14 protein-coding genes are annotated in these 23,186 nt (G+C 41.6%); 6 read left to right on the forward strand and 8 right to left on the reverse strand.

What is annotated here, in order from left to right; genetic code table 11:
- Positions 1-154: 154 nt before the first annotated feature.
- From FZC41_RS14180 to FZC41_RS14210, 7 genes are all read right to left on the reverse strand, one after another.
- Positions 155-4,438 (reverse strand): leucine-rich repeat protein, encoded by a 4,284-nt coding sequence (locus FZC41_RS14180; RefSeq protein WP_148568097.1) that lies wholly within the window; start codon positions 4,436-4,438, stop codon positions 155-157.
- A gap of 371 nt (positions 4,439-4,809) precedes the next feature.
- Positions 4,810-6,366 (reverse strand): sensor domain-containing diguanylate cyclase, encoded by a 1,557-nt coding sequence (locus FZC41_RS14185; RefSeq protein WP_148568098.1) that lies wholly within the window; start codon positions 6,364-6,366, stop codon positions 4,810-4,812.
- Between the two features lie 170 nt (positions 6,367-6,536).
- Positions 6,537-7,178 carry a flavodoxin family protein gene (locus tag FZC41_RS14190; RefSeq protein WP_148568099.1) on the reverse strand — a complete coding sequence of 214 codons (642 nt, stop codon included), beginning with the start codon at positions 7,176-7,178 and terminating at the stop codon, positions 6,537-6,539.
- Positions 7,179-7,389: 211 nt separating this feature from the next.
- On the reverse strand, positions 7,390-11,754 hold the full coding sequence (locus tag FZC41_RS14195) for a sbcc family protein (protein WP_148568100.1): 4,365 nt from the start codon (positions 11,752-11,754) through the stop codon (positions 7,390-7,392).
- Positions 11,741-12,433 carry a DUF6063 family protein gene (locus FZC41_RS14200; protein WP_148568101.1) on the reverse strand — a complete coding sequence of 231 codons (693 nt, stop codon included), beginning with the start codon at positions 12,431-12,433 and terminating at the stop codon, positions 11,741-11,743. Before FZC41_RS14200 ends, FZC41_RS14195 begins: the two co-directional genes overlap by 14 nt.
- Positions 12,408-14,021 (reverse strand): hypothetical protein, encoded by a 1,614-nt coding sequence (locus FZC41_RS14205; RefSeq protein ID WP_148568102.1) that lies wholly within the window; start codon positions 14,019-14,021, stop codon positions 12,408-12,410. The genes FZC41_RS14200 and FZC41_RS14205 overlap by 26 nt, the downstream gene beginning before the upstream one ends.
- A 19-nt stretch (positions 14,022-14,040) precedes the next feature.
- A complete protein-coding gene (locus FZC41_RS14210) occupies positions 14,041-15,078 on the reverse strand; it encodes a Wadjet anti-phage system protein JetD domain-containing protein (protein WP_148568103.1) in 1,038 nt (345 codons plus the stop codon).
- Between the two features lie 303 nt (positions 15,079-15,381).
- Between FZC41_RS14210 and FZC41_RS14215 the strand changes: the two genes are divergently transcribed.
- The 6 genes from FZC41_RS14215 to FZC41_RS14235 all read left to right on the forward strand — a co-directional run bounded on the left by FZC41_RS14215 (position 15,382) and on the right by FZC41_RS14235 (position 22,143).
- Positions 15,382-16,926 (forward strand): IS1182 family transposase, encoded by a 1,545-nt coding sequence (locus FZC41_RS14215; RefSeq protein ID WP_148568104.1) that lies wholly within the window; start codon positions 15,382-15,384, stop codon positions 16,924-16,926.
- Between the two features lie 474 nt (positions 16,927-17,400).
- Positions 17,401-18,021, forward strand: coding sequence for a DUF6088 family protein (locus tag FZC41_RS14220; protein ID WP_148568105.1), 621 nt, complete (start codon positions 17,401-17,403; stop codon positions 18,019-18,021).
- On the forward strand, positions 18,008-18,919 hold the full coding sequence (locus FZC41_RS14225; protein WP_148568106.1) for a nucleotidyl transferase AbiEii/AbiGii toxin family protein: 912 nt from the start codon (positions 18,008-18,010) through the stop codon (positions 18,917-18,919). The genes FZC41_RS14220 and FZC41_RS14225 overlap by 14 nt, the downstream gene beginning before the upstream one ends.
- 97 nt (positions 18,920-19,016) lie before the next feature.
- Positions 19,017-19,157, forward strand: coding sequence for a Fic family protein (locus tag FZC41_RS17930; RefSeq protein WP_420797229.1), 141 nt, complete (start codon positions 19,017-19,019; stop codon positions 19,155-19,157).
- A 75-nt stretch (positions 19,158-19,232) separates the two neighbouring features.
- The gene (locus FZC41_RS14230) at positions 19,233-21,032 is read left to right on the forward strand and encodes a glycerophosphoryl diester phosphodiesterase membrane domain-containing protein (protein ID WP_148568107.1); all 1,800 of its coding nucleotides are present in this window, start codon (positions 19,233-19,235) and stop codon (positions 21,030-21,032) included.
- A gap of 157 nt (positions 21,033-21,189) precedes the next feature.
- On the forward strand, positions 21,190-22,143 hold the full coding sequence (locus FZC41_RS14235; RefSeq protein ID WP_148568108.1) for a hypothetical protein: 954 nt from the start codon (positions 21,190-21,192) through the stop codon (positions 22,141-22,143).
- A gap of 240 nt (positions 22,144-22,383) precedes the next feature.
- Here FZC41_RS14235 and FZC41_RS14240 read toward each other — a convergent pair whose 3' ends face one another.
- The gene (locus tag FZC41_RS14240) at positions 22,384-23,025 is read right to left on the reverse strand and encodes a VanZ family protein (protein WP_148568109.1); all 642 of its coding nucleotides are present in this window, start codon (positions 23,023-23,025) and stop codon (positions 22,384-22,386) included.
- Between the last annotated feature and the right edge of the window lie 161 nt (positions 23,026-23,186).

The raw sequence follows: 23,186 nt of genomic DNA on the forward strand, positions 1-23,186 counted from the left end.
ATCTTTTCAATGGGGATCTGGTTTACCTGTAAATGCCCAGGTATCGGACAAAATGATCGGAAAGCGCATAATTCAAAACGGAAGATCCCTGCTTGAGTTTAACTCTAAGCAGGGATCTTCCGTTTTGTTATTAACGTTTTTTTCCGAGTGGCACTCAGTCATTTGTTTTAACCAGCCGAATTTCAATGGCCTCCAGGCGCAGGCTCCGACCTTCGGTTCCGGCACTTTCGCCGTCGGCAGACCATTTTGTTTCCCAGCCGTCATTCTGAACATGGACCCGGTACTGCACCGAATACCCTGGCATATCCACCAGCCGAATCTGAATCGCTTCCAGCCGCAGGCTCTGGCCCACGGTACCGGCGATATTACCCTCCGATGTCCAGGTATTTTCCCAGCCGCTGTTCTGGATATGGGTACGGTATTCAATGTGAGCCCCGGCTGGCAGATTATCCCCGGTGAGGTTAATCTCAATCCCCTCCAGGCGCAGGCTCTGACCCTCGGTTCCGGCACGCGTACCGTCAGCTGCCCAGGTGTTTTCCCAGCCGATATTCTGGATATGGGTGCGATAAGTGACGCCATCTGGGACCGTGATTTCGTTTTTGATCCACTGGGCATACAGGGTTGACGTTGCTGCTGCAGTAAAGTCCGCCCCGTCGGCATAGGCGGTGCCGGTACCGTCTTGTTTGGTATTCCAGCCGACAAAAGTATAGCCGGTGCGGTCAAAGGTATTTTTAACCAGTGCTTGTTTCATTGATTCGGTAAAGACCTGTTCCGACATAGTGCCAATCCCACCGTTTTCGTTGTAGGTTAGGGTATATGTTTTAACCGGAACAGGCGTTGGAACAGTCTCATCATACGCAACAGCGTAGGTGGAGAATTTTTTGGCGGTCAGTTTTATGGTTTTGCCGTCGTCAATCAGCTCAATTTTCTCGCCGTCAATATTCGCTGTTGTGGTAATCATATTGACATCCATACCATGGTAGCGATAAATGACATAATCTGTTTTGCCTTGAAGCGAAGGATCAAGCGGGATCAATACCTCAATCAGATCAGGCAGTTCGCTGACTGTTGCTGGTGTGGACGAACCAATTGTTTTCAATACGGAAAAATCAATAAACATCCCCACAGTTCTTCCAGTTGCTGCCGCAGCGGCAGCGGCAGTTATAGCCCCTGCATTTGGTGCCGTTTCGTCTTTTGCTTCAGCTGCAAACCTGATCTCGACTAAATCTCCCTTTGCTGCTGATTTTTTATCAGCATCGGTAAACTGCTTTTCAAGATTTCCGACAACAATTTCCGGCGTGTCTGCTTTCACCTCAACCTCACTGTTCATCGTTCCGGCTGGCAAAATGATGGTACTTGAAATGCTATAATTGGCATTATTGATAGTGACAAGGGTGGTCACCACAATAGCGCCCTTACTGACCACCAGATTATAGTTGCCATTGGGCACGTTATTAATGGTAAAGCCCCCGTTTTCATCGGTGGTGACGCTTACGCCGATTTGAGCGTTGCCCTGCATCAGCTTAACTTCGGCACCAGACACCGGCTGACTATTGCTGTCCGCAACCGTTCCCGACACCGTGAACGTGTTTTTGTTGTCGGTCCACTGAGCATACAGGATGATGCTTTCTGCAACGGATGCACTGAATTGTGCACTGTCGGCGTAAGAGGTGCCGCTGCCGTCGGCACTGGTGTTCCAGTTTTTAAAGCTGTAGTCAGCACGTGTGAATGTGTTGACACTCAGGTTCTGGGGACTGCCTGCGCTGATCTGTTGTGATATCATGTCGCCCGTGCCGCCGTTGGCAGCATAGCTGACGCTAGTTACGGGAATGGCCTCATAATTGGCAGTCACTGCGACGGCATTCCCCGGCATGGTAAAGGTTGTGGTTGCAGCGGCGGCATTAGTAAACGTAACACCGTCACCCGCAACCGTCCAGTTTGTGAATCGCTGTCCGGTTGCTGGTGTGGCCGCCGTAATGGTAACCGTTGTTCCGGTGCGATAGTCGCCGCTTACGGTTCCCTTAGTTACCGTAAGTGGATAGGATAATGCCCAGCCATACCAGTAACCATTAGGAATACTGGTATCAGCGGCCTCGTATGCGGCTATAGCCCCAGGCGTGTTCCCGCCGATAATGGTGAGATTGGTGGGTTTGCATGCTTTAAACGCATCTTTGTCAACCGTTGGTGGGGTTGCCCCCACGGTGAGGTTACTCAATAGCAGGCATTGAGAAAATGCTTCCATACCGATAGCGGTTACCGTTGGCACTGCCACCGTGGTTAAGGCTCTGCAACCAGCAAATGCGGCAGCCCCGATTGAGGTTACCTTCGGTATTTCCACCGTGGTTAAGGCTTTATCATTTATAAATAACTGGTCGTTAATTGAGGTGATCAGAGGCATTTTTACCGTTGTTAAAACCCTGCAGTTAGCAAATGCAGCGATGCCAATTGTGGTTGCCGCCGACATCTCAGCTGTTTCCATTTTTTCACAGTTAGCAAAGGCGCCGGTATTGATTGTTTCTACCGCTGCCATATTGATATGAACCAATGCGTCATCCATAGAAAATGCCCCCTCGTCGATTAAGGTTACCGCTGGCACTTCGACACTGGTTAACGCCTGGCAGCCATTGAATGACTCTTTACCAATTGCGGTTACCGTTGGCATCGTAACGGTGGTTAAAACCTCACAATTACAAAATGCCGAGTCTTCAATTGATTTGACATCATCTGCCGCAAACAGGTGTGTCACGGTTGCTTGAACAGTCGCTATATCGATTGCCAATCCGTCTGTTTTGGTATTGTCCGCATTGGTAGCATAGACCTTTTTATCACTTCTTAGAACACCGTAGCCTGGTTCTGCCGGTGTGGTTTCAGTCCACTGGGCATACAGGACAACGCTTTCTGTGTCGGATGCAGTAAATTGCGCCCTGTCGGCGTAGGAGGTGCCGCTGCCGTCGGCACTGGTGTTCCAGTTTTTAAAGCTGTAGCCAACACGTGTAAATGTATTTTTAGTAAGGGACTGTGGACTGCCTGCGCTGATCTGCTGTGGTGTCATGTCGCCTGCGCCGCTGTTGGCATCAAAGCTGATGTTGGTTACCGGAATGGCCTCATAATTGGCAGTGACGCCGGTAATCTTCCCTGGCATAATAAAGGTCGTGGTCATATCCGTCGCATCAATAAACGTGACGCCGTTACCTTTGCCTTCAGGTGTCCATGTCGTGAAACGATAACCTGCTTCCGGTGTGTCCGCCGTAATCGTGACCGTTGTGCCGGTACGATAGTCCCCGCTTGCTGTTCCCTTAGTTACCGTAAGTGGATAGGATAATGCCCAACTATACCAATAACCATTGGGAGTACTGGTGTCAGCTGCCTCGTATGCTGCTATGGCCTCAGGCGTGTTGCCGCCGACAATTATGAGGTTGGTGCATGGACAGTCATAAAACACATCGGTGCCTACAGTAGGTGGGGTAGCTCCGACGGTGAGGTTAGCTAAAGCTCTGCAATCTTTAAATGCACCCGTAGAAATCGATGTTGCCTTAGGTATGCTCACATTAACTAGAATGCGACAATCTTTAAATGCACAAACATCAATTGTGGTTACCGCCGGCAGGTCCACCGTAGTTAATCCCCGACAATTAAAAAATGCACCATTAGAAACTGATGTTACCTTAGGCATCTGCACATTATCTAAACGTGTACATTCTCTAAATGCACCCTCACCCATTGATATTACCGCCGACAGATCGACTGCTTTTAAGTTACTGCAATCAGAAAACGCCTGGAGACCAACTGAAGTTACCTTTGACAGATCAATGTCGGTTAATTTAGTGCACTTTTCAAATGCCCACTGCGGAATAGATGTTACCCCGGGTAGTTCGATCTTTGTTAAATTAGTACAATTAGAAAATGAGGCTTGTCCAATTGATGTTGCCAATGGCAGGTTCACTATGGTTAATCCACTGCACCCATAAAAGGCATTTTCTCCCACTGAGGTTACCGCTGACATTGGCTTCTCCATCGTTAATTTAGCGCAATATGAAAATGCCTTGACACCAATTGAGGTTACCTTTGACAGATCGACGTCGGTCAATCCAGTGCAATAAAAAAATGCCTTTTCACCAATTGTAGTTACGTCTGACAAATCAACAGCAGTTAACTTAAAGCAGTTGCTAAACGCCTCCGCCTTAATTTCCATTACCCCAGTGGCCACAAACAGATGGGTCACGGTCGTTTTATCAGCGATTACCGTTGCGGTTGGATCTGTATTGCCGGCATTGGTTTCATAGATCGTCCCGTTACTTTGCAGCACGCCGTAAACCTCGCCGTCCGCTTGTACCGGCATGGTCATTGGCGGCAACAGCCCGGTCACCATGACCACCGTTAGCAGCAGTGCCAAAATTCTCTTTCCCATTGTTTTGCTGAATGTTTTTTTAATCTCCATGTCATTTCCTCCTGAATTTTTCACTTCATTGCAACGTTTTTGAAAAATAGCACTATTTTTAAGGCCATGCTGATTTATTTGCCGCACTTTTTAAAGTAAATTTTTACATAGAGATAATCCTATCAGATAAACAGACCCGATAACCGTACTCGACATAAATAACCGCTTTGCCGACATATTTGACATTATCAGCGTATTTTCATTCGTCACTTGGGTGATATATCCACAAAATAAATGTAAAAAAATGGCACCTAAAAAAGCCATCGTTAACCGTAAGGTTTCGATGGCTTTAATCTTTTCAATTGGTACCGATTTACCTAAAGAGTCTCAGGCAGCTCACATCTGCGCCCTGATCCGCCGGCACGGTTTCCTCATGAACGGCCTGCAACTGGGGCCTGGTAAAATTGGGCATTGTTCCGGCCATTGTTCTTAACCTGATACATCACCTGGTCCGATTTTTTGATCAGTACCTGAATCTCACTGCCATCATCCGGGTAAAGGACAATCCCGATGCTGGCAGTAACCTGAATCTGGTCCTTCCCGAGATCAACTGGCGCTGCGACAGCAGCCAGAATTTTGTCGGTCATTTGCGCGACAACCGTACTGGTATCAATTTCGGTTAACAGAATCATGAATTCGTCGCCACCAAAGCGAGCAAAGGTGTCGGTTTTTCGCAAGATCGCCGAAATCCGGTCACTGATGGTCACCAATACTTTATCCCCAGCATCATGGCCAAAGCCATCATTAATGTCTTTGAGATGATCAACATCCAATGAAATCACCGCAATTTTATGATTGTTTCGCTGGGCATTTGCTTTGGCCATCTCAAAGCGATCATAAAAGAGCATCCGATTGGACAAACCGGTCAAACTGTCGTGGGTTGCCAGTTCCAATAATTGATTCTTAATCTCATTCATTTCAGTGATGTCACTGATACTGATAACAAGGCATTTTTCACCGTGGGCCATGATGATTTTTGATGAAACAAGCCCCGTGATCAAACGGTCATTCTTGGCTTGAAATTGCATTTCGAAATGACTCACCTCATTCCCCTCAGCTAAAGCATAGGTCATCACCCGCCGATCCGCGACACTGACCCACAGACCTATTTCGAGACTGGTTTTGCCAATCACTTCAGAGGGTTCATATCCGGTGATCAACCCAAAACCGGCGTTGACTTCAAAAATCTTGCCGTCTGACAAGCGGGTCAGCATGATCGCATAGGGTGAGGAATTAAAGGTGGCATTATATTTCTCTTTTTCGGTTTGAACCTCTTCAAACAGCCGCCGACTGACCATATTGCTGAAGCTCATGATGATTAAAATACTCAGCGTCAGATAGGAAATCAGGGCCAGGGCATCCACCAGTCCGGTTTTGAAAAACTCGCTGGTCTCTGGCGTGTAAATCATCAAAAAAACAAACCGTGCCGCACTGACTAAAACATACCCCGCCAGGAAAATACCGGTTATTTTAGCAATCGCTCGGGATGGTCGGTCGATCCGGTGAAAGATTAACCAGACGGATTGACTATTCATGACGATCAGCATGACTGAAATAACGATTTCGCGAATCACCAAATTATTTTGAATCAGACTGAAATAACTTAGGACAACCACAAAAATTGTAATGAGACCGTAGTTATGGATGTTTCTTCGGGCGGTATTAAAAAATTGTTCCAGCCCCCTCAAGACAAAAAAAGAACCGATGACCACAAACGAATTGGCCACCACCACGGACCATAAATCCGGAATGACACCACGGAAAGCAATCAGTAAAAAACCGACAAACTGCAATATCATATCTGCCAGCAGAAAACTCAGACCGTTAAAAACCTTTTTGTATTGATTCCAGATGATCGCAATGACGCCGATATTAACGAGACTGACGATCAAATTGATCAGGACAATTGTTTTGATATCTAAGGTCATCTTTCAACCTCCTCGCGGTGAAATTCATTTATTCTAAGCATGAAGGGACGGTTCTTTCGTGTTCTAACCAATGGAGTCTGCACGACAGATCTGTCCCTCTGATCACATCCATAAAAAACGATTCTGAGCAGAGGACACTCCGTTCAGAATCACTTTTGTTTACAACCCTTTCAGACCATCAGTTCGACGCCCAAATCAAAGGCTTTTTGACAGTCCTGTGGGAAAACATCCCGACGGCGCTGGGCCTTGGCCTCGACATTGAAAGCCGTTGCCTCATATTTCGAGTAATCATCAAACTGCCAGGTATCCGTGGCTTCCAGCGTTTTTGCGCTGCCGAAGAACCGCGTAAGAATGCCTTCATACCCTTTGAATTTCATGTCATATTTTATTTCTTTCAAAGCCTGCTCGGGTGCGTTCATCGTGAAGATGAACCCGGTTTTGATTTTCTTCGGGAACAGCACCGAGTGGTCACTGTCGTAAACCAGGTACTGGAAAAACAACCGTTCCAGGAATGAACGCATTTCCCCGGTAATTTCGCCGAAATAGATCGGCGAACCCAGAATCAGTGCATCGGCCTTTTCAATCTTTTCGAAAATCGCCGAAAGATCGTCTTTTACCGCACACTTCCCGTAACTCTTGCCGCCCTTTCGCTTGCAGGCAAAACAGCTGATACAGCCTTTGTAGTTCAGATCATAAAGGTCAATAAGCTCGGTTTGGGCACCCTTTGAAGCCGCGCCTGCCAGCGCTTTTTCGAGCAGAATCGCTGTATTTCCATTTTTTCTGGGACTGCCGTTGATGGCAATAATGTTCATAAAATACTTCCTCCTAGTTTCCTGATTTATAAAATTATTTTCTACCGTTTATAATATAAACGTTTAAATCACATGATCCCAATCTATAAAGAGCATACCATATATTTATAATTAATGGTACTAGTGTAATAACAATAACACTGATAATAAATGAGTTACACAACATCATAATATCATCCTCTTTTTTTTAATCAGAAAAAATCTATCATCATCAAAAATCAAATAAATTTATTTGAACTTGTTTAGATTTCAGGAAAGCATGTTCCAGTTTTTCATTGCGATAAACATCATTTCTGGTATGGGAATCAGTCGTTTGAAGATATGCTTGATTACTGTATTTTGCCTTTTGCAGTTTTAATTGATAAATGACCGGAAATATAGTGGTGATCGAACTTTGACTAAGATCGGAAAGGCAAATCATTTGACTATTAAATTTTTCAGCAATTTTCAGTAGCACATCAAGTAAATGAAATGACGACATTTTACCAAAAGGATTATCAATGATAAAAGCCTTGCTGGCTTCATACTTTTCAAAGCCGCTGCTTTCCATGGCTTTGTTTCGAGTATAATCAATTAAGGCAGAGATCATGGCAAAACATGAAATAAACATTTGCCCCCCGGAGTTTCCTACCAGCACCTCTTCCCATAACCGCAGTTCACTTGCGGCAACGCTGATATCCGCTTTGTACAACTTGACCTTAAGTGATTCCTTGTCAATGATAATATTAAAAATCTTTCGATCCGAAAAAAGTATTTTCACTTTCTTTCGGACAATTTCTTCGATGTTGTCGCTGCTTTCGCACTCTTTCCGGATGATTTCCACACAGTAGGCAATATGCTCCTTCATCCGATCCCCATAATAATTGTCCAGCTGTTCTGGAATATCAAGTGAAAGCATCGGCTGAGCGGTTCTTCGCCCTTCAAGCTTGACCGCTGCCGACTTGGCAATCAGGATCATTTCCTGATGGATTTTTTTGCCATGCTCAATGGCATGTTGGTTGATATGTTTCGTATCCTCATCGATGGTGCGCAAAGCACTTTCAATAACAAGGAGATAATCATTCAATCTTTTTCTTGAATTAGTTAATTCTTCGTAGACAAAATAATAATCCTCGAACTTTAGCTTCAACCCCGAAGTATCCATTCTAGCCATTAAGGAACTGATGATTGAATGTTTTCCTTCGTATTCACTTTTTATTGTCAGGTAATTCTGAAAGAGTTCTCTTTGCAGGTTATTGTTATTGTCTCTGGTTTCTTTTATTTCTTTCGACATCGTTTGAATATCAAGGCTTTCATACGCCTCATTGCTTAACCGCAAGGGGCATAAATGCTCTGGTATTTCGATGATTTTTTCAACCGCTGCTATTTTTTTTTCATATCCCGTTTTTCTGCCCTGCTGGTGATGCTCCTGGCCGCTGATTTCCTGTGCCTGAGTTTCCAAATCTTTTTTGCGGTTAAGGTAATTCCCCTTTATTTCATCCATCGGCAACGGCGCTTCATGGCCTATTTCTGTGAGTCTTTTACTTTCAGCTTCAACCTTTACTTCGGCAACCCTGACGCTAGTTTCAGCCTTTGATTGTTCATTCTTAGCATTTTCAAGATCAGTCGAGGCCTCGTCTTCCCGCTTAACCAGACGATCAAAGGTGAGGTCATCCAGGATAATATCGATGTATTCTTCCGGTGAAATATGATTAAATCGCATTAGTTTATGCAGATGTTTAGAAATATCTTGATTGATTTTCTGAATGTTCCTGTCTATCTCCTGTTTCGTGCTGCTTCTTTCGCTTTGCAGATCTTCAAATTGTCGTTCAAGAATGACAACATCATCATTCAAGAGCTCACCATTTTTAAAGTTTGAAAACTGATTGATTTTTTTCTTGTATTCCTCACTCTTTGTCTGATATCCGCGCTCCAGTTCTTCAAATTCCCCTATTTTTTTGAGCACTGTTTCTTTCTGGTTAGTTAAACGGGTTTTCTCTTTTTCCAAATCCAGCAGACGCTGTTGGACCGCCGCATGTTGACTGAAATCAAGTCCATACTGTTTGTCCATTAAGAGATATGATTCAAATGACAATTGCTGACGCTTTAATAGGTCCTGATCCTGCTGACACCGAGCAAGGCGGTCGGGAATATCGTTCATCTCTTCCGTAAGTGCTCTTTTTTCTGCTGCTAATACGTCATAACCGGTATTTAACGCGATTATTTCTTTGCGAATCGCCGCCAATTGATCCTCAACCGCTTTCAAATAGCCCTTTTCATAGGGATACTCCGCAATTGCTATTAAATCCTGGCTGATTTGAGTCAGGGTCGTTTCACGATTCTTTTGCTCGCTTTCCATGGTTGCCAGCGCATTCTCAATCTGGGTTTTAAATTTCTGTCGCTGATCGGTATTGAAGCACTTTTCAAGATAATGACAGGCCAAAACACCCTTATTCCACCTGACAAACTCATTGACTGGCTGCTGATCTGTTTCAATGTCTTCAAAGGATAGAATCGGAATGATACGCATCATCGGCTCCGATAGTTTTAAGTTCATTACCCTTTCCAATTCGTTTTTCCCAACCAGATAACAATAGGGTATTACCGGATTTTTTTGAAGGAGCATTTTTCGGCGGCCTTCGGTTTCTTTATTCAGGTATTGTTCCCCCGTTTCAAATTCAATGTTTTCTTTTTGGAAAAGCTCCGTCAGGTCTGTTGACGTGTGAATAATACCCTTTTCCAACGCGGCCATTAATTCCTTTTGTTTTTCAATGCGATTGCCCAACTTCTGATACACCACATTCAAATCCCGTTTTCGCTCTTTTACATCCTGACTATTGAAGGCTTTGCTGAATTCCCGCTCCGGCCCAATTTCATATTCAGAAAGGATTTCAAGCAGAACCACCCTTTTTTCAAGATATCGTTTTTTATCCAGGGCCAGCATTTCAGAATTCTTTTCAGCAGTATTTAACTGTTGTCTATCGTCCACCAGGGCTTCATCAAGCTCTGAAATCCGTTGCTTGACTATATCCTGTCTATTTTTAAGATCGCGGTAATCATCATTATTTTTCTGGATGAGATCGTCATATTTTTCCCGCTGACTCGCCACTTCTGATTCATCTAAGCGATTGTTCAAAAGCCGGTTGATAAATATTTTCAACTCACGAAAGATTTTTTCTTCTTCATTTTTAAAGCTTTTGCATTTGGCTGCGAGTGAGCCTGACGCGTTATGATTTTCCATCTGCTCCCCAGTGATTTGGTTAATCCGATTAATGAGTCCCGTTTCAGTAGATTTTGTTGTCATCAAGCAATTGTTATTTTCATCCCGCTGTTTCTGAATAGTCCGCTTGAGTTGTTGATAGACCTCTGATAAGGTATAGCCAATATTCTGAAGTTTTTCACTGCGTTCCTCACTGCTTAATGCTTCCTGCCGTTGAATCCAGAGCGACAGCTCGCCTTTGCTGATATCTAGATCGTGTGAGATCTCGGCGGTTTCATAGATTTCTCTTGTTCGTTTATCGCACCGGTGTCTTTCACTGGCATCCAGCAACCCCTGTTTCCGATCTTCCAGACTTTCCATTAAATTGCTAAAGTTATGCCTTTTTTCATAATACGCTTCAGAAATCCTTTCATATTTAATATGTTCTTCCTGAATTCGGATTTCATTTAGTTTTTCATGACACGCAAGAATTTTTTGTTGTGCATCAGCACCCTGCTTTTGGCAATAATGATAGAGTTCCTTAAACTGTGTTTCAAGATCTTCCGCTTTGGTGAGTGAGGCCAGCAGATCACCAACTTTTTTTTCGTATTCGACCAGGTGGTCATTGAAGTTTGTCAGCAATTCCTTATTTTTAATATTTTCATTTTCTTCCATTACTGCCTTCATCAGCGCAACAAACATTTCCTGGAGATCGTTTGACGCCTCCATACTGTCCGTGATCGTTTTGAGAATCCAGTCATCAACTAATTTATCTGAGGTGCTGCTTTTTTTAAAAAGCTCATCCACGCCGCCCTCCTGTTCATTGATCCTGGCTATAATTTTCCACTCATTCGTAAAAACGCCGTGTTGGGCAAGGTGCTTTCGGTAGTCTTCACCCAAATCGGATGGAAAGTAGCGGACCCGGCTTTCTTCTGATTGTCGCATTAATTTCATGGCGGTTTCATAGGAACAGTATTTGTGAAACTTGCCAGTCTTTTCAATCAAGGGGATATTGGCAATATCAAATTCATTTGCCTGGGTATAATCATTGGTGAACGTGAAATATTTAAGCCTTGAGTTATTCTCGTCGTTCCCGCCCAGGCACATCGCAATGCCGGTTAAAAAATAAGCCGGCTGAACCGTATTATCCAACTTCCACTCCAGCATTACGTAGGCCGTGGACCGGTCTGAAGGCAGGTAAGATTCCACACTGCGGCCATGTATTTTCACCTTCGGTAAAATAGTCTGAAGCATCAGTTGCACCAGAACGCTTTTACCGCTGCCATTGGCAAGATTAATCAGCACATTTTCACCATCTGAAGTCGAATATAATTCATCGATAATGCGTTTTTTGTCAAAGGTTATATTGCTGATTCTGATGCGATTAATTTTCGGCATCTTTCTCATCCTCCTGGAAAATAGCAGTTATTTCCGCCACTCTCTTTTCATCCAGATAATAATAGCGCATCAGATCATCCAGCCGTTTTGTCGTCTTGATTTCTCTCTCATTGTCGCGAAAATCCATTAATTTTTGGCGTATCAGCAACCGGCAGGCCTTGAGCACTATTTCATTTTTTGTCGTTCGTTTCCCATCCTGGACAGCGGCTTTCGCACGCCATTGATTGGCCATATGCCGGAAATTCAGGGAATATCTTTCCTCCAGTTCATCCATTTTCCCCTCGGAAGCCGTATCAAACTTTTCATCCAGTTTCTGAACAATGTCCTTGATCTGTAAAAATTCAATTTGTTTCGGATCATAGTTTTTGCCACCAAAAAATAAATGCAGAATGACCATGATGATGTAGCATTGCAAAAACGCATCAACCTGCCTGGCCGAGGACGAAATCGACTCCCTGATATCCTTCAATCTGAAACTTAACAGATCATTATCAGAATTAGGCACCAGATAAACGGTATGCTTGGCTTCAATTATTCTAAATCCCAATTCTTTTTCAAACTCCGTAAGCAGGACTCTGACATCAGGGTCCTTATAGTTTGTGTAAAATTCCGGATCGACTTTATCATTTATCTGACCGTCACTCAGCAGCTTTTTATAAATTTGTAATGCGCGATTCATTCATTTCCACCTCAAATCTGAAATCATTCATTGTGATGCGTTCTTCATAACCACTCTTTTGATCAAAGACTTGTATATGGCTGAATTCCTCATCTGTTTTTTCAATTCTTATTCGTCCGACATCATAATAATGCTCTTTTTGCACCAGCACCGCACTCAGACAATAGGCCAGATCAAACTCACCATTGGCTTCATGAACGACGTTGTTTTCATCTTCCAACCAGAGGTTAATATCCACTTCCCCTTCTTCAAACAGTTTGAGCATCACCAGGTACAGCATGCGGTTTGCCACCATATCGTGAAAATGAGGATCTGCTTTCAGCGTTTCAAAAAACTGCGAAAATGCAAAGCCATCCGGATGAGCCGATGCAAATTTAATCATTTGCTTGATAATTCGCGTGTGATTCCGATTTCGTCCCTCATTAATCAGTGGTTGATTATCCTCTTCCACTTCTTCCTGTTCAACCCCCTGCCCCTCTTCATCAATTTCTCGTACCTGGGACTGTTCGTCATAAACAGTTTTTAAATTCAGAGTCCGCTGGGGTTCCGGTATAAACAGCGGTCGCAGCAGTTTATTGGTGATATTGACGCTGCTTCTGGAAGAACCGCTAGCAAGCATTTCGAGCGGCCTTAGAATCATTTTTTCAAAATCATAAACTTTTATTTTCGTATAAGCGATGGAATCCTCAAGCTGATCCAGATAAAGGGACTTCATCGCTTTACTTTCGACCAGTAAACGTCTTTGATACTTGAGTGCCCGTTCTACATTTTTTGAAATCTGAATCACATCTTTTTTGGCCTGTCTTATTTTCTCATCGCTGCGCCCCTGGTTTTCTTCTTCCTCAAGCAGTCTTTGTTTGGCCAGATTAATCATGTTGTTGATTTCAATCATCGACTCATATTCCTGCTGGAGCATGTTGTTGATTTCCACAATCATGTTGTCATAATCCAAGCCGGAGACGGAAGCGATATTATTCCGAAGGTTATCCTCAAATTGCTGGAGATCCCTTCTTTTGCTTTGCAGCATGCGAATCAGTTCAAGACTTTGAGCCACCGCTTTTCGATAATTCTTTTTTTTGATCAGCAGATTGAGTTTCACCGTTTCCAGTTCAAACCCTAATTCTTCGTCAATTTCCTTTGTCCGAAACATAAAATTATAACCCTGGGATGTCAGCTCATAGACAACTAATCCCTCGTCGGTTTCCTTGTCTCGAATAAGCCGCACCGGAATATTTCGTTGTGCCCCTTTGTCATAATCCATCACCGTGTACGCTCTAATTTGGCTTTTATTCTGGAGAATATCCTTTATCAGATATCGTGTCAGGGTTTCAATATCACTAGTGGCAAGTTGTTTCTCATAAAAGGGCAAAATTTCTTTTAAAAATTCGGCGATTGAATCAATGGTGCACTCCTGGTCTTCTGTCAGGGTAACCTCCATAATAAAAACAAGCACTGATAGCAGCAGATTGTCAATTTCAACTTTACTCAGCAGATTTTCTATTTCGGGCGAGGTGTTGCGGCGATTTACAATCGAATCAACCACTGCAATAAACTCCATCCGTTTTTCAAACTGTTGTAAAAAATCCATGCCATGCACCTTCCTTCATTTACCCCTCATTGACTTGAAGCAGCGTCGCTAAAATTGGATAGTTGATTGCTTCCTGGGGAATATATTTATTTGCCTTTAACAGCTCCTGTATCATTATCATGTGATCTGCTGAAAAAAAAGACAGAAACCCATTCATGTTTATATCTGTCTTCTGTTTTTTTCGGATTTGACCAAGTTGATCCCATTCGGTCAAATCCAGCATATCTTGATAAAGTTCTGCAAATAATTTGATATTGGCCCCGGGATTTGCTTTACAGACTCTTGAAAACAGATCAATGCCGGTGAAATCCAAATCTCCGAAATAAAGAAATTGAACGTTTGCACTGAGCACATTATCAGCATAGGCTTGAATCCCTCCGGGTTTTGTCACCTTGTTTCCTTCCCCGTAAAGAACCGCATCCAATTGCGTTCCGTGCAGACAACATTTTTCAGGATTTTTAGTCAGTAATTTTCGAAAGGTAAACCAGGTATCCTTATTTTCAATAATTAAGACCGTCATTTCCTTCTGACTTCTTAACACAAAGTCAAAGAATGGCTCGGGTGTCAAATAATAGTTCAATCTTTCTGCTATTTCTAAAAAAGCAATGACTGATTTTGCTTTAGAATCATCCAGCATTTTTTCATCATGCCAAATGCTGTAGGCCCGCTCATTTTTCGACATTTTATGCCGTAATGTTTCTGAGCGTGTTTTTAACATATCGCTTAAGGGTAATACGATATGACGATGCATCTTATACAAATGGGGATTAGCAAGGTATTCCGAGATTTTTAAATCCGGATGAAGATGCCGAATTTCATCAAAATATGGGGATAGGTCTTCAGCAGTATTACAAATACGATATTTAAGGTGCAGCGGTGGAATCAAGCCATTGGTGTTCTTTTTTCCTACCGCCATGATGACTTCATCAGCAATTTGCTCGTTGACGATGGCTCTTAATTCATCATAATTATTAGCCAAGACGATATTTTCAAGCTCATTTAAAGTTATAAACGTTTTTTTTAATGACAGCAGCTTTTGTGACAAGTCTTCTTTCATGAAATTTGCATCTCTTTTCTTTAATAAGATTATATCGTATTTTTGCGAGCATTATTCTGCCTATTTTTGGAATATTTCAAGGAGTCGGCACGAGCAGTTATTTCCACAAGTTTATAAGTTGGTGTCAGGGAAACCTCCGAAAAATGAAAGAGTTTGTAAATCTATACAATAACATGAATAAATATGCTCGCTCTAATCGCACAACGAACTTTATTGATTAACTACTCCAGAACAGCAACTAAAATAACCAATAACGGGTATAAAGAAATCATATAAAACGTTGATACAAGGGGGTTTCAGTCCATGTTAAAGAAAAACAGACCGCAATTAGATATGTTTGACCATGTCATATTTGAGAAGTTGGTTCCTAAGGATCACCTGTTGATTAAAATTGATTCAATCATCGATTTTTCATTCATTTATGACCTGGTAAAAGATCAATATAGTCCAATTGGCCGGGGATCCAAAGATCCGGTCATGCTGGTTAAGATTTTTCTTCTGGAATACTTGTATCGACTTTCTGATGTAGAAGTCGTAAAACGAATTCAAACAGATATTGTGTTCCGATGGTTTTTAAACCTGGGTATTAATGATACTGTTCCCGATGACACCACGCTCAGTTTCTTTCGCGTTCAGCGATTGACAGAAGAACATTTTGAAGCCTTTTTCACTGAAATTGTTAAAAAGTGTATTGAAAAAGATCTCATCCGGTCGAATCGTTTTATTATTGATTCTACCGATGTGGCTGCCAATGTCAATTATCCTTCAATAAAGAAGCTGGCTCGAATTGCTTTTAATAAAGTAATACAGGCAGTGGCAGAATTCAATGAACTACTGGCCACAGAAATAGCAGCAGCTATTGAATCAGAACTGGATCTCGCTTATGAAAAATCAGAAAAATTCAGCTGGCGAGAACATTTTGAAATCACCCAAAAGTATTTGGATAAACTCTATATCAAAACCTATGATGAGTTGCAATATAACCCGAAATATCTGGACGCTTTTGGACTATGCTATGATTTACTGGATCAATATACCAATAATAAAAAGGATAAGATTGTGAGTATTGTTGATCCAGACGCACGAGTCGCTCATAAATCACCTGGAAATGTTAAGAAGGGCTACAAAGATCATATCATCATCGATGAAGACAGCGAGATCATCCTGGCATCATCCCAGACACCATTTAATGTCGGTGATGGAAAAAAACTGAAGGAGCTGCTCCAAAAGACGGAAACACAAGTTGGTTTAAAACCAAAAGAACTGTCAGCGGACAAGGTTTATGGCGAAACAGAAAACAGAGCCTTTCTAAAAGACAATACCATCATCAGCAACATCGCATTTTACGAGGAATCGAGCTCAGAAAACAACTATTTCAAAATGAAGGATTTTGTTTTTTCTGATGATTTCAAAACAGTTACTTGTCCAAACGGCAAGAGTACTGAATTTTTTAAGATCAAACACGATAAAGTTAACAATCGGGATATGAAGGATTTTCAGTTTGACGTTAAAGATTGCAGTCAGTGTCCACTCATTGAGCAATGTATTTACCGTTATAAAAATGGTAAATACCAATATAAAAACAAACGTGTCACTGTTTATTTACGGTATGATGCGGTGATAACAGACAAAGCTAGAGTAACAACTCCAGAATTCACCATTGCTTACAATAAGCGTTACAAAATCGAAAGACGTTTTGCTACAATGGTCAGAAATCACGGTTTACGTCGGTGCCGATATATCAGACTCCGTGGGGCAAAAATTCATATTACCATGGCCAATCTAGCCTGCAATATTGTAAGGATGGTTTCTTTGTTATTCCCTCCTACAAAAAATTTGAAAATCTGATGAAATCTGCGGCGGTAAAAGTAGCTGCCGCCGTCAATTTATCAGTCATTCTCAAACGTTTTATAAAAATTGAATCGTTAGGTTTCTATTAGCCTCATATCAACGAATATTCATTCATGATTTAAGAAATCGTGCTTTTTTATGGCCGTTTTTCGGAGGTTTCTCAGGCACGAGTTCTTTCCTGACATGGTAGATTGCTCCCTCAAATTCAACCCTTGGCTTTCTCCCCATCACTACCTCCATCAGCAAAATTGATTTGATTATTTAACTTGCTGATATTTTACTCCATCAAATTCTGAATGTAAACAAGTTTATAAATTGGTGTCAGGCGCCGTTACCTAGGCATTCCCAGGCACCACTCTTCCCCTTTTCTTAATTAAATCTTATGTTAAAATATAAATGTCACAATTCTATACATAAAGTGTATAATAACTTGCAGTCTTTATGAAATCTGAGTATAATAAGGATGAGGTGATGAGTATGTTGACCATTGATGAAATTAAATCTGAATTTGAACCAAATACGCCAATTTTTTTATCTGAATTGGAAAACAAAAATGAATATTCAAGCGATTCATTAAGAAAATTTTTATCGCGGATGGCTCGAGCTGGCGTAATAAAGAGATTTCAAAAAGGCGTTTATTATATTCCGGAAAAAACAATATTCGGAGAATCTTCGCTAAACCCGGTTGATGTGATCAAAAGGAAATATTTAGGTAATGGAAAAAAACAATATGGAGTAATGACTGGCTTGTCGCTGTTGAACAAATGGGGGCTTACAACACAGGTTCCAAATGTTATTGAAATAGTAACCAATAATGAAACGAACCGTAAACGGACAGTTGAAGTCGGAAATCAGAGAGTAATACTTCGGTGTTCCAAAACCCCAATTTCAGAAGCAAATATCAAGATCATTGAATTCTTAGAAGCAGTTTCAAACATCGATTTTAATAATGAAGAACAGACAGCTAGTCTGAGAACTTATTTAAAAACCGAACACTTTTCGAGAGCTAATCTTGACCTGGTACTGATCAACTATTCAAAAAAAACTTATAAAAAATTAGTAGAGAGTGGCATGATTAATGAATTTGCATGATGATGAAGTAAATTTCAGAGAGAGTATACTTAGAGCCAATGAGTATCTTAAGATTGCACAAGATATTATTGTAAAGGACTATTTTGTCACACTTTTTTTAAAAACCCTGAAGACCAATTTACCGAATTTTATTTTCAAAGGCGGTACATCATTGTCAAAGTGTTACAAAGCGATTAATCGATTTTCTGAAGATATTGATATTTCTTATTCTGTAGGATCAAAAGGAAAAATTACACAAAGCACAATAAAGGAATCAAATCGGAAAATAAAAGAAACAATTGAAGAATTGGGATTTGAGTACTTAAATGAATCAGATTTTAAATCCGGCAGGAAATTTCAAAATTTTAAAGTCCAATACTCCTATTTTGAGCAGCATCGTGTCGTCAGAGATCATATAATCGTCGAAAATACTTTGCTTACACTTCCTTTTCCGGTACAAGAATTAAAAATAAATTCATTGATTGCAGAATATCTCGAAAAAAATGATTTTACTGAAGTAATTTCGGAATATAATTTAGAACCGTTTACCGTTTATGTTCAGGATATTTCAAGAACATTTATTGATAAGGTATTTGCTGTATGTGATTATTACATTGAAGAAAATGATAAAGAACATTCCAGGCATCTCTATGATCTCTATATGATTATTGATAAATTAGGTGAGTTAGAATCAATTGTACCTCTTATTGGTGAAGTCAGGAAAGAGCGGATTAAGAATCCCAAGTGTTATTCTGCCGGTGAAGATATAAATAAAATTTTAACAGAGCTTACCGAGAATGGATTTTATGAAAATGATTATAAAAATATCACATCCAAATTATTATACGATAAAGTTACCTATGATGATGTCATCAAAAACTTACGAATAATTATTGAATCAAATATTTTCAGATTTTAAAGCTGTGGTAGGTGGCAAAAAACATCAATATGTTAAGTAACAGCGAAACCTCGGTAAAAGGTAACTGCACTGGCTCTGGAAAAGGGTGCTTTGAAATATCGGAAACACTCAACACTTTGGCTTTGAAGCACCCACCTATTTTATTAAAACGTATATTGCTCCCCTGCTTGCCGACGGCAGAATTAAAATGACACTTCCTAATAAGCCGAAGAGCAAGTTCCAAAAATATTATTCCTAGGTGTTTTACACCCAAACTCTGATATTCTAACAAGTTTATAAGTTGGTGTCAGGCACCTCAATCTAAGGAGGCAAAATGAAAGCATTTCTAATGGATGTCTACCATCATGGCAAGGTAAAATTCAAGCTTGTCCAATTTAATTTTTTAACGCTGCTGATCTTTGAAGCACTGTATACTTTAGTCGGGACCGAGATCATTTATCCCGGCAGCTTTTTTCTCTTTGATCAGGTGATGCACCAGTTAGGGTTTGCTTTTATCAGCGACGCCAATATATCCCAGGTATTAACCAATCCGCTGTGCCTGCTGACGATTCTGGTGTTGCTGCTGATTCTTGGCTTTTACGGCCTGTTCGAATTAACCACCTTAATTGTACTGTTTAACGAAAGCCATTTTAAGCGAAACGTGGGACTCATCCCGCTGTGCCAAAAAAGTTTTGAACGGGCCCTTCATATTGTCAAACCGCGCAATTTCCCGTTGATTATTTTTGTGCTGATCATTATCCCCTTTACCAAATTTTCACTGGCTTCCAGTTTTGTTTCAGAAGTGTCCATACCAGACTATCTGATGGCGCATATTTTTGCCAGCCCGATGCTGACGCTGGCCTATTATGCGGTCATCATCGTCCTGTTTCTGATGGTGCTCTTCGGGATTTTCTCCCTGCATTATTTCACCTTGGCAGATAACGACTTTCTGGCAGCCATCAAAAAAAGCCGGTCGCTGATCAACGGTCATTTTTGGCACACCACCTTCTGGGTGGCTTTCTGGAATGGCGCGATTCTGCTGACGCTGTTGCTCCTCTTTAGCCTGTTTGAAGTGTTTGCCTACTTTGTCCTCGGCCAACTTCTGGAAAATACTCTGGCCTTATCCGTTTTTATTGGCGGCTTCGGATTTTTTGTTTCGGCACTCTTTACCACCTTTCATTTAATCGAGACGGCCATCACCTTTGCCTTGGTGTCAATGTTCTATTACGATTATTCCGAAAGGGCCCACCTCGAAGTGCCATCAACAGCCCTAATCCAAACTAAAAAACCATTCATTGCCCGGAAAAAATCGTTTATCAGCTTGAGCATTGTGGCTATTTTGGTGATTGTCGCCCACAGCAGCACGATTATTTTCAACAACTTTAACGAAACCTTCAATGCACATTTTATCGCCGGACCGCAGATCATTGCCCAAAGCAGCCCTTCAACACCAACCACCCTGATCACCCTGCAGCAAGCCATTGATGACGGTGCCGATGGGGCTGAACTTAATGTCGCCCAAACAAAAGATGGGGTGCTGGTTGTGGCCGCTCCGACGATTAAGAGCACTGCCGGGGAGACGATCACTATCGGGGCCGCGACGGTTGACGAGCTCACCTCTTTGGGGGTTATCACCCTATCCGATGCCCTGCTGTTTTCCAAAGACAAACTAAAACTGAACCTTCAGCTCGACCCCACCGAAGATGACGCCAATCTGGTGGCCGCGGTCATTGCTGCCATTCATCAGACAAACAGCCGTGATCAGTGCCTGCTTGCTTCCATGGATTATCCGACTCTGGAACAGGTGGCCGTAGTTGATCCTCAGCTTAAGCGGGTTTATGTGACCAGTGTGGCCATGGGTAAGATTCAGACCCTGCCGGTCGACGCTCTCAGTATCGAAGCGTCGTTTATTTCGCCGGGCATGGTAACCGCCATTCATGGGGAATATAAGGAGATTTTCGCCTGGACGGTTAATTCGGAAAAGTCCCTCACCGAGATGGTTCATTTTGGTGTTGACAATATTATTACCAATGATGTCAGTCAGGCAAAGAAAGTAGTTGCTCATCTGACCGAACCTCGGGAGTTGATTGACCAGATCAATGATTTTTTGTTTAAAGACATTGTTTTAGAATAACCGGCAACTGAATATTTCTCAAATCAGAGGCTGGTTTAATATTCGGCATAAATATAAGATTGGTGTCAGGCACTGAGGCACTGGGTTCTAACGAATAGAATCTGCACAAAAGAACCATCCCTCCGAGGAAAAAACAGCTTCCGGGGATATTCGTATTGTGGCAACCGACGTCAATGGACTTGAAGTAGTGATCTCCGAAAATGCCAAAGGCCAGGCAATTGTCCTTGAGGGCAGCTTTGCAACGATAACCGTTAATGCCCCGGATATCGACATTCAAACTCAGGGTACAACGACCATCGCCAATATGAATATCAGTGCAGCAGCAACCGGATGCGCAGTTAATTTGGCCGCGGGCACCAAAGTTGAAAAAATGGTTCTCGACAGCGGAGCTGCTATATTGGGTACCGGAACCATTGACAATGCTGAAGTCAATTCAAATGGTGTAAAATTTGAAACCGCACCCACCAAACAAGAAGATGATCCATCTGTTACCGAACCACCAGTAGTGACACCAGTAACACCAACTCCAGGTGGTGGCGGAACTAGTGGTCCAAAAGCAGCATTGAAAGACGTTAATGATGCACCTGATGCAATAGCGATGAAAGTCGCACTTGAAAAATCTGCTAATATTTATGCGCTGGGGTTGGATACAGAATACTACAACCAGATAGTTAATACTGACAGAAAACTAGCCGTAGCACAAGATATGCTTGATAATAAAGCAGTTGACTATACATTAAATACTGTGCAGAATTATTTTGAAAATTTAACCCATGCAAGATTCGTTATTGAAACGCAAATGAACATTGCAGATTCATACTTTGGGAAAACCCCCACAATAGATGAAATTGATACTAATGTAGAATTTATTCAAACTATTCGTGATCAACTTTTTGCTCTTCCTACTGAGTATAAAGTGCTTACATTATCAGATAACAAGATTAGTGATTTAATTACTTCATTAGATTTTGCTAAATTACAGTATGCAAAAATAACGATTGCTCAAGATAAAGTCGATTTATTGACTAATTTATTTAAACAACATTATTCGAGTTTAGGACAATTATTGACTAAGTTTGAAGCTCTTTACTCCGACTATTTAAAGAAATAGTCTCTTGTGTCCTTGATCTAACCAATTATTCTATTCCAAAATTTAAGACTATCCAGGCTTTCAAAGCTTGGATAGTCTTTTTACGTTGAGGATCTGGGTGGCGTTCTTTAGATAATCAGGGGGACGAGAATTAGGAAGATCGTTCTTTACATTCCATTCGACGAATGTCGCTTTTTTAAGCCTTTCGAACGATACCAAAACTAATTCCGGTCAGAAGGTAAGCAATATCGTCTCCTTGTGTTAGTATATCATTGCAACGATCAATGCCACTAACACCGAGCTGAATGGCAGAAAATACCATTGCAGTTTTTGATGATCCTCACCCCTGATCTGATTCTTCAGATAAAGATAAATTCCGTATCCCACGATTACGCCGATCGTATCGTGGATAATATCATCCCACTCAAACATGCCGGTTTTGGTAAAAAGCTGCAGGCACTCTACTGAAACAGAAATAAGAAAGCCCAATAATATGACGGTATTACGCTTTTTCGTTTCATCCTCATCAATATTATTTTCATAAGCCAATGGTATTAATATCCCCACGGGGATAAACATCAGGCAGTTGAAAATAACTTCCAAGACAAGCCGGAAGTCATGGGTCTCCCAAATGTATTGGTAGGTCCAGAATGGATTCAGGTTATAATCGAAATGAGTTTTGCCCGTCCTTGCCAAAACGGTGTATAAAAATATTAAATACACATAAAACCAAATTGCTGGTCTACACCACTTTTCTTTTGTGGTCCATTTTGTTTTATTTAATATTAATACCGCTAACAGCATAAATACGATTAGCATTGTCATCAGCGTATCCTTACTGTTGGAAAACGGACCATATTGGCATAACAAATTATAATACTTTATCATCGCATTAATCGGCATAACCCCCTTCAGTTCAAATTTTTTATACAGCCTTCTTTCTACTACAATATATTTATGGTTATAGTACCTAACAACCAGTTAGGACCTTATCCATCTTGTTGCTTAAGCTGTTAGAATGTAGAGAGCAATCGGTATGTCGTCTTCCTTTCTTGGACTTCGCG

This window comes from Acetobacterium paludosum (assembly GCF_008086595.1).
GTDB lineage: Bacteria > Bacillota > Clostridia > Eubacteriales > Eubacteriaceae > Acetobacterium > Acetobacterium paludosum.

Excerpts from the sequence above, each read along its gene's own strand:
- FZC41_RS14210 (WP_148568103.1), bottom strand. The coding sequence starts at position 15,078 with ATGAAAGAAGACTTGTCACAAAAGCTGCTGTCATTAAAAAAAACGTTT.
- FZC41_RS14240 (WP_148568109.1), bottom strand. The coding sequence starts at position 23,025 with ATGCCGATTAATGCGATGATAAAGTATTATAATTTGTTATGCCAATAT.
- FZC41_RS14190 (WP_148568099.1), bottom strand. The coding sequence starts at position 7,178 with ATGAACATTATTGCCATCAACGGCAGTCCCAGAAAAAATGGAAATACA.
- FZC41_RS14195 (WP_148568100.1), bottom strand. The coding sequence starts at position 11,754 with ATGCCGAAAATTAATCGCATCAGAATCAGCAATATAACCTTTGACAAA.
- FZC41_RS14220 (WP_148568105.1), top strand. The coding sequence starts at position 17,401 with ATGAGTATGTTGACCATTGATGAAATTAAATCTGAATTTGAACCAAAT.
- FZC41_RS14200 (WP_148568101.1), bottom strand. The coding sequence starts at position 12,433 with ATGAATCGCGCATTACAAATTTATAAAAAGCTGCTGAGTGACGGTCAG.
- FZC41_RS14230 (WP_148568107.1), top strand. The coding sequence starts at position 19,233 with ATGAAAGCATTTCTAATGGATGTCTACCATCATGGCAAGGTAAAATTC.
- FZC41_RS14205 (WP_148568102.1), bottom strand. The coding sequence starts at position 14,021 with ATGGATTTTTTACAACAGTTTGAAAAACGGATGGAGTTTATTGCAGTG.
- FZC41_RS14225 (WP_148568106.1), top strand. The coding sequence starts at position 18,008 with ATGAATTTGCATGATGATGAAGTAAATTTCAGAGAGAGTATACTTAGA.
- FZC41_RS14215 (WP_148568104.1), top strand. The coding sequence starts at position 15,382 with ATGTTAAAGAAAAACAGACCGCAATTAGATATGTTTGACCATGTCATA.
- FZC41_RS14180 (WP_148568097.1), bottom strand. The coding sequence starts at position 4,438 with ATGGAGATTAAAAAAACATTCAGCAAAACAATGGGAAAGAGAATTTTG.
- FZC41_RS14185 (WP_148568098.1), bottom strand. The coding sequence starts at position 6,366 with ATGACCTTAGATATCAAAACAATTGTCCTGATCAATTTGATCGTCAGT.